The organism is Priestia sp. USM5 (genome assembly GCF_058323215.1).
Genome location: NZ_JBSGKN010000007.1, coordinates 1 through 12,657, shown reverse-complemented (window position 1 = coordinate 12,657; position 12,657 = coordinate 1). Strand labels below are relative to the sequence as shown.

Here is a 12,657-nt window from a genome sequence, read left to right as displayed (position 1 = left end):
TGACAGGGGTCACTCCAGGATTATCTTAAAGGTTTTTTAGTAAGCAATCGAATAAATTCAATGGCCTTCTTGCACAAATTTAAGTTTTTTATCAGTAGTTTCAGCATATAGCTTGTAAGTTATATGCTGAATTGAGCTTGATGTAATTTACTATAAGCTCCTTCAGTGGCTAAAAGTTCCTCATGTTTCCCTTGTTCAATAATTGATTTATTTGCCACTACAATAATCCGATCTGCATTTTTAATCGTTGCCAAACGATGTGCAATAATCAAAGTAGTACGACCTACTGACAGTTTTGATAATGCTTCTTGTATCGCATTCTCTGTTTCTGTATCTAGAGCAGAAGTAGCTTCATCTAAGATTAAAATAGAAGGATTTTTCAAAAACATTCTAGCAATAGATAACCTTTGCTTTTGCCCCCCGGAAAGTTTTACACCTCTTTCACCAATTAATGTATCGAGGCCTTGAGGAAGTTTTAATACAAAATCCTCCAGCTGGGCTTGACGTAATGCCTCTAAAATATCTTCATCTTTTGCATCCAACTTACCATATTGAATATTTTCTCGAATCGACCCATCAAATAAGAATACATCTTGTTGCACAATACCAATATGTGAACGTAAGGAACTCAATTTTATTTCACTAATATTTATTCCATCTATTAAGATCTCCCCTTGGTCAACGTTATAAAACCTCGGTAATAGATTGCATAAGGTGGTTTTGCCTGCTCCAGATGGACCAACTAAAGCAACCGTTTCTCCTGGCTGAATAGACAAATTAATATTCTCTAAAATTTGATCATTTTTATCATATCCAAAAGTTATGTTATCGAAGATAATCTTCCCTTTTAATTCTTCAATATCCTTAGCATTTGGTTTATCTGATATATCTGCTTTCGTTTCGAGAAGGTCCAAGAACCTTCTAAAACCTGCAATCCCCTTAGGATATATCTCAATTACTGCGTTTATTTGCTTAATTGGAGTTAAGAACACATTTGATAACATGACAAAAGCGATAAATTCCCCATAGGTCATATTTTTTTGGATAACAAACCATGAACCACATACAAGAACAAATAAAGAAATAATCTTCATCAACACATAACTAATGGAAGCATTCCATGCCATTATTTTATATGTTAATAACTTTGTTTTGCGGAACTTACCATTGCTTTCAGCAAACTTCTCTATTTCATACTCTTCATTAGCAAATGCTTTGACTACTCTAATACCACTTATATTATTCTCTACACGAGCATTATAATTGGCAATATCACTAAACATTCCTTTAAATGCTTTAGACATTTTTTTACTAAAATAGATAGATAAACAACTAACCAACGGAACAATAATGAATGTTAGGATAGCGAGTTGCGGATTAATACTAAACATGATTCCAAAGGCACCTATTAAGGTCATAATAGCTATAAATAAATCTTCGGGACCATGATGAGCAATTTCACCAATATCCATTAAATCATTTGTCATTCTAGAAACAAGATGCCCTGTTTTATTATTGTCAAAAAAACGAAAAGATTGCTTTTGCACATGATTGAATAATTGTTTACGCATATCGGTTTCAATATTGATTCCTAATTTATGTCCCCAATAAGTAACCACAAAGTTCATACCTGCACTAATTACGTAAATCATTAGTAATCCAATACAACCCCATAAAATCCAAGACCAGTTACCACTTGGCAACAAATCGTCAACTACCCTGTTTACAGCCAATGGAAACACTAATTCCAACAATGCAGCTAGAATGGCACAACAGAAATCTAATAAAAATAAGTATTTATATGGTCTATAGTAAGAAAAAAAACGCCGTAACATCAGCATCCCCCTATTCGAAAATTCATATCTTCCAACACAATGTAAAAAGAAAAAATAACCAATACTTTTTAGAAAAGCGTTGGTTATTTTTCATTTTGATTCACTCATATCTTATATGAATGTAAACAATCTAAATCTGATTTATAGTTATTGAACTAATAATTGGTTTAATTTTCGAAATGTTAAGTGAAGAAAAAACAAGATTTGTGATTATTTAATAGTTTTTAGAACATCATCAATAATTTGATCATTTGCAATAACTCCTGTATACAGCCAACTAGAGGATCTAGGAAATTCAGCTACATGATTATTTTTCACTGCAGGGATGTTTTTCCAAATAGAATTACTTAATGTACTTGCCCCATTTTTATCACTATTTACTAAGAAGATATAATCTGCATCTAAATCAGCTAACTTTTCTAAAGAAATTGGATTCCAATTGTTTTCCGTATTCTCGGAGATTTCTTGTACTACCTTTGGTACTTTTAATCCTAAATCATTGTAAAGGACGTCCCCACTCGATAAGTCCTTCGAAGAGATAAATAATTTATTATTTACTAGCCAAACAGCTGCTGCAGAAGGAACCTCTTTATTTTCAGCTAATTTTGCTTTTGCATCTTTTACTTTTTTAGCATAATCATCAAGAAGTTTTTGTGCATCGTCTTTTTTATTCAATACTTTTCCTACTTCTTGTAATTCTTTACGCCAATCATTATTTTTATCTTTACCAACTACATATGTAGGTGCGATTTTACTATATTGGTCGTATTTTCCACCCTCTACCATGCTAGACGAATCCATAAGTATTAAATCTGGTTTAGTCTTTTGAACAGCTTCAAATGGTAAATCGTAAGAGATTTTAGGCACATTCTTTAGATCATCTTTTAAATAATCTTGAACACCGTTACTGACAGACCATTGTGCTACAGGTGTAACACCTAAAGCTACCAGTGGATCTTCTAGATAAGATCCTAATACGCGTTTTGGGGTCGTTGGAACTTCTATTTTATGTCCCACTGCATCGGTTACCGTACGATTCTCTGAGTGCTTTTCAGAAGATTGGTTGTCTTGACATGCAACCAAACCAACTGACAATAATCCCACACTGCAAATTTGAAGAACTCTCTTTATTTTTACACCATACTTCATTTTAATCCCCCTATAACTATGTTAAAATATTATCTGTCTGATTCATTGATAATAATTATCACTATTAATTAAAGCGAATTCATCCTATAATGTCAATGGCTATTACTATGTAAAATTAATTAATATTCATTATCTAGTACATTTGGTTTCGCGAGCAGGAGGAAAGAATTTATATGGATAAAGCAAATAAAATGGATGATGAACTCCAGGGGGAAGCTAGTTACAAAAAAAAGATAGGAATTACTATCATTTTATTTGGTTGGATTGCTGTATTAATATCAGTTATTTTTTCTATTCATTTTGGTGCATCTCATGTTACCTATCGTACGGTTTGGGAGAGTTTATTTTCTTATAATGATAATAATTCAGCACATGTCATTATTCATGATTTAAGATTACCTCGAGCATTAGCAGCTGTTTTTGTGGGTGCTGCTTTGGCTGTTTCGGGTAGTCTTATGCAAGGCATGACAAGAAATCCTCTTGCCTCGCCTTCTATTTTAGGTGTAACAGCAGGAGCTTCTTTTTGTATAGCCCTTGCCTTTGCTTTCTTCCCTGACATTACCTATGGTAAATTGATTTTATTTTCATTTGTTGGTGCTGGTTTTGCCACAGTCTTAGTATTTGGTATCGTTGCTATATCAAAAGGCGGAAATACATCAGTAAAGCTGGCCCTTGCTGGTACAGCAATTAGTGCGTTATTTACTTCGTTATCTACTGCAATTGGTCTTAAATTCGATGTAGCAAAGGAAATGAACTTTTGGTATGCTGGAGGCGTTTCAGGTATTCAAATGAATCAATTAAAATATGCTATACCTGTCATAATAATAGGAATTGTTATTTCTATTTTTCTTTCACGCTCTATTACGATTCTCAGTCTTGGAGATGAGGTTTCAACTGGGCTTGGACAAAACACTCGCATTGTACGTATTTTAGGCATGATTGCTGTACTATTATTAACCGGTGCAGCTGTATCAATTGCTGGAATGATTGGCTTTATTGGATTAGTTGTTCCGCATATAACACGCTTTATAGTTGGCATCGACTATAGATATATTATCCCTTGTTCAGCTATCATAGGAGCTGTTTTATTGTTAGCTGCAGATATTCTTGGAAGAATGATTAATCCACCATTTGAAACTCCCGTTGGAGCTGTAACTGCTCTTATCGGTGTTCCTTTCTTCTTATATCTAGCTCGTAAAGAAGGGACGAACTTATAATGATTCAATTATTAAATAAAAGTAAACACGGATATAAGCTATTATGTGTAATCTTACTACTATTACTGTTTCTAATTTTACTTGTTAGTATTAACGCGGGATTTATTAAGATTCCTCTATCAGAAGTTTGGTCTGCTTTTTTCGGGAATGATATAGGGAATCAAAGGTTAATACTGTTTAATTTTCGCCTTCCTCGAATTGTACTAGCTATTTTAATTGGAGCAGGTATCGCTGTATCTGGAGCTATTATGCAGAGTATTTCTCGAAATGAGTTAGCAGATCCGGGTATTCTAGGAATCAATGCAGGTGCAAGTTTTTCCGTTGTACTATATATGTTTATTTTTCATGGCTCTAGTTTTTTAACAGGCATTTTGTCAATCTTTTTGATGCCCTTTACAGCTTTACTAGGCGCATTTATAGCTGCGGCTTTAATTTATGGATTTTCTCGCAAACGGGGTAGAGTAACCCCTATTCGACTAATTCTGGTAGGTATTGGAATCAACGCTGCTTTTGCTTCAAGTACAATGGCTTTACAAATGAAAATGGAACCTCAAGATTTTATGAAAACTTTAACTTGGATATCGGGTAGTATATGGGGTACAAATTGGTCATTTGTTATATCCACTTTGTTATGGCTAATTATTTTAATACCAATCGCTGTATATAAATCACGTTTTCTTGATATTTTAAGCTTTGGGGATGAAGTTTCTATTGGGTTAGGAGTATCCATTGAAAAAGAAAGATTAAAATTATTGCTTATTGGTGTTGCTTTGGCAGGAGCTTGTGTTTCTGTTGGAGGAGGAATTACATTTCTAGGTTTAATTGCACCGCATATCTCTCGAGCATTAATAGGACCCAATCACAAAAAAGTTTTACCATTATCTGCTCTTTTAGGTTCATTAATATTATTAGGAGCCGATACAGTAGGACGTATTGTGATGTCTCCTACAGAAATGCCCGTAGGGATTTTAGTTTCTATTTTAGGAGCTCCGTATTTTATCTACCTGTTGATGAGAACTAAATAAATTAAAAGATACTTCATTATTAAACTTTGTATATAAAGAAATGAAATTAAAGCTATACTAATCAATCATAAAAAGGAGCAATGAAATTGGCTATCCTGGCTACTGAAAATTTAGATTTATCTTATGACGATATACAAATTGTGAAAAAGCTTAATTTACAAATACCTACAAGTAAGATAACTGCTATTATTGGTTCAAATGGTTGCGGAAAATCCACTACTTTGAAGGCTCTTGCACGTATTTTAGCCCCTAAAAATGGAACTGTTTACCTTGATGGAAAAGCTATTAGCAAACAATCAACAAAAGAAATTGCTAAAAAAATGGCTATTCTCCCTCAGCGACCAGAGGCACCTTCTGGAATCACTGTTTTTGAACTTATTACGTATGGAAGATTTCCTCATCAAAAAGGATTTGGAAAACTGTCTGATCAAGATAGAAAAGTTATTGAATGGGCTTTAAATATTACTGAAATGACTTCATTTAAAAATAGACCTATTGATGCTCTATCCGGTGGACAAAGACAACGTGCATGGATTGCAATGGCACTTGCACAACAAACTGATTTAATTTTATTGGATGAGCCCACTACCTATTTAGACTTAGCTCATCAGTTAGAAATACTTAAGCTTCTTGAAAATTTAAATAAGCAAGAAGGAAGAACTATTGTAATGGTATTACATGATTTAAATCTTGCAGCAAGATTTGCTGATTATATAGTGGCTATGCGCGATGGAGTAATTGTTCGCGAAGGGAAACCTGAAACAGTTATTACTTCAGAGGTATTGAAGGAAGTTTTTCAAATTGACGCTGAGATTGTAAAAGATCCAAGAAATGATACACCTGTCTGCCTTACCTATGACTTATTAAAAAGCCTGCCCTCTAAATAAAGAAAATTATAGGTGCATGAGAATGAATGATGCCTTTGTGAAGGACAATCTATTCTCATGCACCTATTTCAAATATTATAATAAGTGAACGTTAGCAGACTTCTTGTGAATCTTTTTTATGATATTTTGTCTCATGTAACCCTGCCACAATGTAGTTTTCATTTTCATTGCATATTCTCCAGCCATGTCCCCGAACAAAATCGCAAGAAACTAGTTCTTGATTCTCAAGATATACTCGAGAGATAGTGCTGTATCCTGCTTCGTTTTGACTTGAAGTTGTGTACAGAATACCATTATGAGCGCAAACATCTAAATAGCTCCGATGTCCATCACTACTGTAACACGTATTCCAACTTAATTTTTTTCGTGTTTAATGCTGTTTAATGAAAGAAATTCTAATAATCCATTCTTTCCACGGCATGCTCCACTCACTGTTACTAATAGATGTTTGTGTACCACCATAGACGAAATCATTCTTGAGGTTTCTACCTTTACCCTTCTTACTTCGTTTGTGAATAAATCAACCATCCAAACACCCCCATTTTCAGGGTGGACCTTTGTCCCAATAAACAAAGTATCTTCATATAAACATAAGGAACGGATAGAAGGAGGATTAGAAACATCAAATGGATATAAAGTATTCCAAGTCTCCCCGTAGGTAGTGGATATGTAAATTACTTTTTCGCCATGTGCGACTACAAGACCTTTCGAATTACAAGAGATACTCCATATGCTTGCCTTGGTCGGAAAACGCTCGATTCTCCAAGTTTCGCCTTCGTCAATACTTCGAAGGAACATTCCCTTATCTCCAACGCCATAAATGATTCCACCAGTACATTTCAAATCACGAATGTGGTAGTTTAATTGAGGTAAGGTATTCTTCCATATACCATTTTTTTCAATGAAAAGGCCTTCGTTTATAGTAGCCACAACGAAACTATTGTTTTCAGTTCTAGTCACAGCTGTTGAACTGAACATGTTTTTCATAGGGAAGATTCCTCGAGACTTTTAGAAAAACTGATTGCAAAGGAATTGCATTGTTCAATGTCTTCTTCTGTTTCAGGAGCAAGCTCGATTTTTAATCCTTTTTGTACAATTTCTACTCCAGAAAGTTCTAGTTTTTCCTCCAGTAAATCAACAGCTGCACAAAACTCAGGATAAGAACGATCACCAGAACCGAAGATCGCAGCTTTTTTACCCGTTAAATCAACATTTTCAATCTCATCATAAAAGTCTTCAACCTCGTATGGAAGGTCTCCGTTTCCCCAAGTATATACACCTAATAAAATACCATCGTACTCTACTAGCTTTTGGATATCCAAGTGTTCAATTTTTTCTATGTCTATATCGTAATCAAAAGGTTCGAAATTTGATTTTATGAGTTCAGCAATCTCTTCAGTATTTCCCGACATGCTTGCGTATGCAATAAGAATTTTAGCCATATTGTTTCCCCTCTTGAAGTTTTTCAGTTTGTTTAAATGTTCTGCACATGAGCATAGTTTATTTTACTCTTTACCTGTTGTATATGGTGTAGCTCATTAGAAAGAGAAAGAAATACTTCTCTGTCGTGTGTATCGAGTGCTTCGTTTATTTTAAACTTCAAATGATTAATCTTTAGGTCTAAATCCCAAATAGAGCAAATGCTCCCCTTAACATATAATTCCTGAATATCATCAACATAGATAAAGAACTGAAATTCGTTATTAATATCGATTAAACAGTACCATCCTAAGCTATCGACGTACTTCCGGTTGTTTGTAATCGTCCAAACATCTCCTTGACGGAAGTTAATCATATGTTGATGCTGTTGTTCTGGACAGCAGCATCCTACTTCATGACAAAATGGTTTCATTATTACAAATTGTTTATCCATAGATGAGTCTTCCCCTACTTCCTTCTATTTTTTAAAATTTTCTTTTATTAAAACACTATAATTGACATTGATAATCATTGTCATTTTATATGATAATGATTATCAATGTCAATTATGTTCCGGTTAATCTTCTCTTTTCTTGTGCAAGAATCCATTAATAGAGATGCAAAATGTATATGGTACGTCTGTCAACGAGGTAGAAAATATGTTGCACTCATACAGAAACTTGTATAACAATGAACAGTTCTAAAGAAATTAAAAAACCTAAGTCCTTCTTAGAATAGAACTCAGGTGACATAGTCAGCTTTTTATTTTTATTAAAACTGTTTATTACCTTCACCTTTCACCACTGATAGTAATTAATCCATTCAGCATGTGAACCTATAGAGAGATGATTCACTTTTCTTTTTCTAAAACAACTTAAAAATTGGTGTTTTTTCTTTATACCTTTTAAATAACCTTCTTCTATTTGTTTATCAGTAAATACACACTTTATAAACGGGTACGTTTCATAAAAATAACACATTTTTATAAATTTAAGTTTGACTATTTACACTTAAAGACGACAAATGATAATAGTTAATAATAAAGACTTCTTATTTTTCTTTTTCAGCTTGATATAGTTTTCCAGATTTAGAAGAATTAAATATAATAGGGTAATCTCTCCCTAATTCTTCTTTTATCTTTTTCAAGAGACCTAGACCTTTTTTATTATGATCGTTTTCCATTTCAATTCCTTTTTCCCTTAAAGAATCTGTACCAAAATCGATCCACTTCCCATAATCACTAACCCAGTACTCCAGTTCTTCTTGAAGACTATTAGATAAAGAGAAATCCTCAATATCAAGATTTTCTCCACATTCATTGCACCAAATAGAATCTACGGAAAAATCGGCTTCTAGTTTATATGTATTATGCTTACAGTTTTTATCACTCCATAATTTTTTAAAGAACATAAACTACCTCCATTTACATTCCTTATAATACATTCAAAGTATGTAAAATCCTATATTAATTTTAGTTAATATGATGTAATTTAAAGGAAATTAAATGCTGAGTAGCCTTATTTGGAGGGCTTTTAGTAGCATATAATTTGCATGTCCTTAACATGTTCATTGGACAACGAATTTGTGGGGCATTGTTTTATAGTTGATTCTCTTCTATAGACTTCTGATATTTTTAATAATTCTTGAATTTAAAAACCGACCTCTGTTTCATTTTGAGAGGTCGGTTCTTAATTAAGTTCGATTATGCTGTTTAAGAAATAGCTTTAAAGATTTGAGTTAACCCCTCATTAATTGGTGTAGCTGGACGTCCAAGAAGTTTTTCAAAATCGTTGCTTTCGATTTCTAGTGTGCCTTCTCGAATCCCTTTCTGGATGTCAACAAGCATAGGAATAAGGAAATCAGGTACGCCAGCACCTTTCATAATATCGGCATAAGTAGCGTCATCAACCAGCTGTACAGACACTTCTTTCCTTAATACACTGCTAAGAGCAGAAGCAAGTTCGTCTTGACTCAATAGCTTACCTGAAAGTTCATAGATTGTATTTTCATGACCATTTCCAGACAGTACTGTAGCAGCAGCCTCTGCATAATCTTGTTGAAGTGCCCAACCTACTTTGCCATTTCCTGCAGAAGTTACCCATGGGGCTCCTGCTAGTACACCTTGAATGCTTGAAATTTCATTCTCCAAGTACCAGTTGTTACGTAAGAAGGAGTAGGAAATACCTGTTTTCAAGATAGCTTCTTCAGTTGCCTGATGCGTTGGAGCAAGGAAGTTTTTACTTTCCTGTGCGTTTACTATGCTAGTATAAGCAATAAATTTAACTCCAGCACGCTCTGCGGCAGCTACTGCATTGGTGTGTTGACGAATTCTTGTTTCATTATCTCCATCCGCAGAAATGAGTAATAAGCGATCGATGCCTTTAAAAGCAGCATCCAATGTTTCTGGACGATCAAAATCACCTTGACGAACGTCTACTCCCTGAACTCGAAGTCCTTCAGCTTTCTCAGGCTTTCGGACGCTGACAGCTAGTTGGTTCGCTGGTACAGTTTTCAATAAAGTGTCTACCACTTTTGTTCCTAATTTCCCTGTTGCACCTGTTACTAACATTTTCATGAATAATTCCTCCATTTTTATATTTTTCCGTTATAACCAATTCGGTTACAACTAATGTATAAAATAAGGTCTATTGAAAGAGATTTTATTTATACGGGATAATATAATACTATAGTCTTAACTGTTTTTTTGAAAGTAGTCATTTTTTTATGACATAGTCACAAAAATAGAACCATTAAGAAAGAGAGGCATTTATTATGGCAAGAAATTGGATCGGTGAACCTCCAGAGCAGCATAAAGAAGTTTGTCCTGTTACACAAACACAAGAAATTATTGCTGGAAAATGGAAGATCATTCTTCTATGGCATTTAAGCATAGAAACTAGGAGGTTTAATGAACTTCAAAAACTTCTACCTGATATTTCAAAAGGGATTTTGACACGTCAGTTAAGAGAACTGGAAGAAGATCAAATGGTTCACAGAGAAGTATATAAAGAAGTTCCTCCAAAAGTAGAATACTCGCTAACACCGTTAGGACAAAGTTTCATTCCTATCCTGCATAGTATGGGAGAATGGAGCAAAAAATATTTAAAGAACCAAATTTAAAAAGTTACCTCAGGTCGTCAGGTGAGTTAGCTTACAAAGGAAACTTAATATGAAATTTTTTTCTATATAACATAGCGTAAATTCTAAAAAATACTATTTTTATAAGGAATAGCATATGAATAAAAGGTGCGCTTTTTATTCATTTTTCTGACGTACATCGCTTAGAGAAACCTTGTGACACCAAGGATGTATAAAAAGCTGCATGTTCCCGTTCGAACAACAAACTTTGAACCCTTGCCTACCAAGGGTTCTTTTTTGAGTTGTGTTCCGGAAAGAGGTATTATGTTAACTGATTTTGTATATTCTATTCACTTTTCATATTAGCATTCATTAGTAAAAAATAAGAAAGAATAACATAGCATTTTCTTCCTGTGATAGCATCAATTTAAGTAAATTCATAAATAAATTAGGGAGAGATCAAAATGATAGTTCGTTTAGTAAAAGGATCAGATTATTATGTAATATCTCCGTTAATCAACGACTGGTGGAATGGAAGGCAAATGTCTGACTTGTTGCCAAAGCTTTTTTTTGATCATTTTAAAAATACTAGCTTTATTGTTGAAGAAGAAGGTGAAATCATAGGCTTTTTAATTGGATTCTTATCTCAATCTTATTCGAATGAAGCATACATTCATTTTGTTGGAATCCATCCGCAGTACAGGGGAAAAGGTATTGGGAGACAACTATATAATCAATTTTTCGATGTAATTAAACAAAGTGGCCGCAATATTGTTCGCTGTGTGACTTCTCCTGTGAATAAAGCTTCAATTGCTTATCATACTAAAATGGGTTTTGAAATTGAACAGGGGAATAAAGACAATCAAGATAAGGTTCTATTTGTAAAGTACTTGAATTAATTCAAGTACTTTTCCTACCGATAAAAAACATTATGGTAACTAAAGCTGTATAGGGCAACCATCTCTAAAGACAAGCTTTGTAAACAAATGTAAACAATAAATGTTTACATTTGTTTACAGATAAAGTATTATTTTTGTAAGGAGATGTATTATATGTCTAATTATAGAAAAAGAATGTTCCGAGGAGCAAAAATCGAAGATTGTATTTTGGATTTTATTGATATGGAAAAAGAGCTCACCAAGTCTATAAAGGTAACTACAGGCGATGAGAAATTATTATTATCTGGCATGAGTAAAGCTTACCGTATGATTGTAAATCGTTTAGTAAGAGAATTCGATTATTCTAAAGGGGGAGTCGCCATGGATATAAAATTAACAGAGTTAATAGAGTCATTAGAAAAAAGATCCTTAGATGCAAAAGAAAAAAGTAATTTTAAGGAAAAGGATTTTTTAACGGGTGGATTTTATGATGAAATCCCTGATGAAGCAAAAGAAGAAATTAAAAAAATACCTGTAGAATTACAAAAAGGTCTTTTTGAAGGTATGTCTATTGCATATGAAAAAATAATGATTGATCTAGAATTGATTCTTAAATCAGAAGACGCTGATAAGTTGAGCTATACAGAGAGGTTATCCGTAAATTATCAAAGAATGGCGGACATGCTTAAAGAAAAATTTGAGCTTGATAAGACTGATTATAGAAGTGGATATTTGCAAGGTGAAGCTTCTGCTTATCAAATGGTCGGAGAAGAGATACAGATGATTTTTCAAATGAACGAATTAGGAAGAAATTAATTTAGACCTAAGGAGGAGCGAGCCTATGCACTTTTTAAGTTGGTATGATTGGATTACTCCAACAAACCCTTATGCTGCACTATTGTTAGGACTGATTTTTATAACCCTTTTAGCTTTGAATATTTGGTTTCAGATTAAAAGTTGGAGCACACTCCTTATAAGCCTAACAACCGGTGTATTAGTAGTTTTTATAGGAGTAATAATACTCAATAGCATAGGTTGGTATAATTAATTTGATAAAAATATATAAAAACACCTAATTATTTAGTTAGGTGTTTTTTGTTCCTTCCTAAACCCGTGATTATGGTAACTAATAATGTATGATATATACAAGCTAAGGGGGGATAAAGTAT

Annotated in this window: 14 protein-coding genes; 7 read left to right on the top strand and 7 right to left on the bottom strand. The window is 33.6% G+C overall.

Features of this window, described 5'->3' with window-relative positions; genetic code table 11:
• Positions 1-119 precede the first annotated feature (119 nt).
• Both ACWATA_RS27915 and ACWATA_RS27910 read right to left on the bottom strand, forming a co-directional pair.
• Positions 120-1,835: an ABC transporter ATP-binding protein gene (locus ACWATA_RS27915; protein ID WP_047933999.1), complete on the bottom strand. Its 1,716-nt coding sequence runs from the start codon at positions 1,833-1,835 to the stop codon at positions 120-122.
• 210 nt (positions 1,836-2,045) lie between these two features.
• On the bottom strand, positions 2,046-2,984 hold the full coding sequence (locus tag ACWATA_RS27910) for an ABC transporter substrate-binding protein (RefSeq protein WP_047933997.1): 939 nt from the start codon (positions 2,982-2,984) through the stop codon (positions 2,046-2,048).
• Positions 2,985-3,157: 173 nt separating this feature from the next.
• Between ACWATA_RS27910 and ACWATA_RS27905 the strand changes: the two genes are divergently transcribed.
• From ACWATA_RS27905 to ACWATA_RS27895, 3 genes are all read left to right on the top strand, one after another.
• Positions 3,158-4,201: a FecCD family ABC transporter permease gene (locus ACWATA_RS27905; protein ID WP_060744825.1), complete on the top strand. Its 1,044-nt coding sequence runs from the start codon at positions 3,158-3,160 to the stop codon at positions 4,199-4,201.
• On the top strand, positions 4,201-5,226 hold the full coding sequence (locus ACWATA_RS27900; protein ID WP_060744824.1) for a FecCD family ABC transporter permease: 1,026 nt from the start codon (positions 4,201-4,203) through the stop codon (positions 5,224-5,226). Before ACWATA_RS27905 ends, ACWATA_RS27900 begins: the two co-directional genes overlap by 1 nt.
• An 86-nt stretch (positions 5,227-5,312) precedes the next feature.
• A complete protein-coding gene (locus ACWATA_RS27895) occupies positions 5,313-6,113 on the top strand; it encodes an ABC transporter ATP-binding protein (RefSeq protein WP_152669696.1) in 801 nt (266 codons plus the stop codon).
• 354 nt (positions 6,114-6,467) lie between these two features.
• On the opposite strand, the gene ACWATA_RS27890 is transcribed toward ACWATA_RS27895, so the two are convergent.
• From ACWATA_RS27890 to ACWATA_RS27870, 5 genes are all read right to left on the bottom strand, one after another.
• Entirely contained in the window at positions 6,468-7,100 is a 633-nt protein-coding gene (locus tag ACWATA_RS27890; protein WP_053215362.1) for a WD40/YVTN/BNR-like repeat-containing protein, read from the bottom strand.
• The gene (locus ACWATA_RS27885; protein WP_047934397.1) at positions 7,097-7,555 is read right to left on the bottom strand and encodes a flavodoxin; all 459 of its coding nucleotides are present in this window, start codon (positions 7,553-7,555) and stop codon (positions 7,097-7,099) included. The genes ACWATA_RS27890 and ACWATA_RS27885 overlap by 4 nt, the downstream gene beginning before the upstream one ends.
• 32 nt (positions 7,556-7,587) lie before the next feature.
• Positions 7,588-7,986, bottom strand: a complete 399-nt coding sequence (locus tag ACWATA_RS27880) for an IDEAL domain-containing protein (RefSeq protein WP_060744822.1) — start codon at positions 7,984-7,986, stop codon at positions 7,588-7,590.
• Positions 7,987-8,582: 596 nt separating this feature from the next.
• The gene (locus ACWATA_RS27875; RefSeq protein ID WP_047934401.1) at positions 8,583-8,942 is read right to left on the bottom strand and encodes an immunity protein CdiI family protein; all 360 of its coding nucleotides are present in this window, start codon (positions 8,940-8,942) and stop codon (positions 8,583-8,585) included.
• Between the two features lie 301 nt (positions 8,943-9,243).
• A complete protein-coding gene (locus tag ACWATA_RS27870; protein ID WP_047934403.1) occupies positions 9,244-10,107 on the bottom strand; it encodes an SDR family oxidoreductase in 864 nt (287 codons plus the stop codon).
• 197 nt (positions 10,108-10,304) lie between these two features.
• Here ACWATA_RS27870 and ACWATA_RS27865 point away from each other — a divergent pair, with 197 nt between their 5' ends.
• The 4 genes from ACWATA_RS27865 to ACWATA_RS27850 all read left to right on the top strand — a co-directional run bounded on the left by ACWATA_RS27865 (position 10,305) and on the right by ACWATA_RS27850 (position 12,536).
• Complete coding sequence (locus ACWATA_RS27865) at positions 10,305-10,652, top strand: winged helix-turn-helix transcriptional regulator (RefSeq protein WP_016766175.1); 348 nt, start codon at positions 10,305-10,307, stop codon at positions 10,650-10,652.
• Between the two features lie 422 nt (positions 10,653-11,074).
• The gene (locus tag ACWATA_RS27860; RefSeq protein ID WP_060744821.1) at positions 11,075-11,509 is read left to right on the top strand and encodes a GNAT family N-acetyltransferase; all 435 of its coding nucleotides are present in this window, start codon (positions 11,075-11,077) and stop codon (positions 11,507-11,509) included.
• Positions 11,510-11,662: 153 nt separating this feature from the next.
• Positions 11,663-12,304, top strand: coding sequence for a hypothetical protein (locus ACWATA_RS27855; RefSeq protein WP_060744820.1), 642 nt, complete (start codon positions 11,663-11,665; stop codon positions 12,302-12,304).
• Between the two features lie 25 nt (positions 12,305-12,329).
• Positions 12,330-12,536, top strand: a complete 207-nt coding sequence (locus tag ACWATA_RS27850; protein WP_060744819.1) for a hypothetical protein — start codon at positions 12,330-12,332, stop codon at positions 12,534-12,536.
• Positions 12,537-12,657 lie beyond the last annotated feature (121 nt).

Coding starts and splice junctions, on each gene's coding strand:
- ACWATA_RS27870 (WP_047934403.1), bottom strand. CDS start 10,107: ATGAAAATGTTAGTAACAGGTGCAACAGGGAAATTAGGAACAAAAGTG.
- ACWATA_RS27890 (WP_053215362.1), bottom strand. CDS start 7,100: ATGAAAAACATGTTCAGTTCAACAGCTGTGACTAGAACTGAAAACAAT.
- ACWATA_RS27885 (WP_047934397.1), bottom strand. CDS start 7,555: ATGGCTAAAATTCTTATTGCATACGCAAGCATGTCGGGAAATACTGAA.
- ACWATA_RS27910 (WP_047933997.1), bottom strand. CDS start 2,984: ATGAAGTATGGTGTAAAAATAAAGAGAGTTCTTCAAATTTGCAGTGTG.
- ACWATA_RS27860 (WP_060744821.1), top strand. CDS start 11,075: ATGATAGTTCGTTTAGTAAAAGGATCAGATTATTATGTAATATCTCCG.
- ACWATA_RS27855 (WP_060744820.1), top strand. CDS start 11,663: ATGTCTAATTATAGAAAAAGAATGTTCCGAGGAGCAAAAATCGAAGAT.
- ACWATA_RS27880 (WP_060744822.1), bottom strand. CDS start 7,986: ATGGATAAACAATTTGTAATAATGAAACCATTTTGTCATGAAGTAGGA.
- ACWATA_RS27850 (WP_060744819.1), top strand. CDS start 12,330: ATGCACTTTTTAAGTTGGTATGATTGGATTACTCCAACAAACCCTTAT.
- ACWATA_RS27900 (WP_060744824.1), top strand. CDS start 4,201: ATGATTCAATTATTAAATAAAAGTAAACACGGATATAAGCTATTATGT.
- ACWATA_RS27875 (WP_047934401.1), bottom strand. CDS start 8,942: ATGTTCTTTAAAAAATTATGGAGTGATAAAAACTGTAAGCATAATACA.
- ACWATA_RS27915 (WP_047933999.1), bottom strand. CDS start 1,835: ATGTTACGGCGTTTTTTTTCTTACTATAGACCATATAAATACTTATTT.
- ACWATA_RS27865 (WP_016766175.1), top strand. CDS start 10,305: ATGGCAAGAAATTGGATCGGTGAACCTCCAGAGCAGCATAAAGAAGTT.
- ACWATA_RS27905 (WP_060744825.1), top strand. CDS start 3,158: ATGGATAAAGCAAATAAAATGGATGATGAACTCCAGGGGGAAGCTAGT.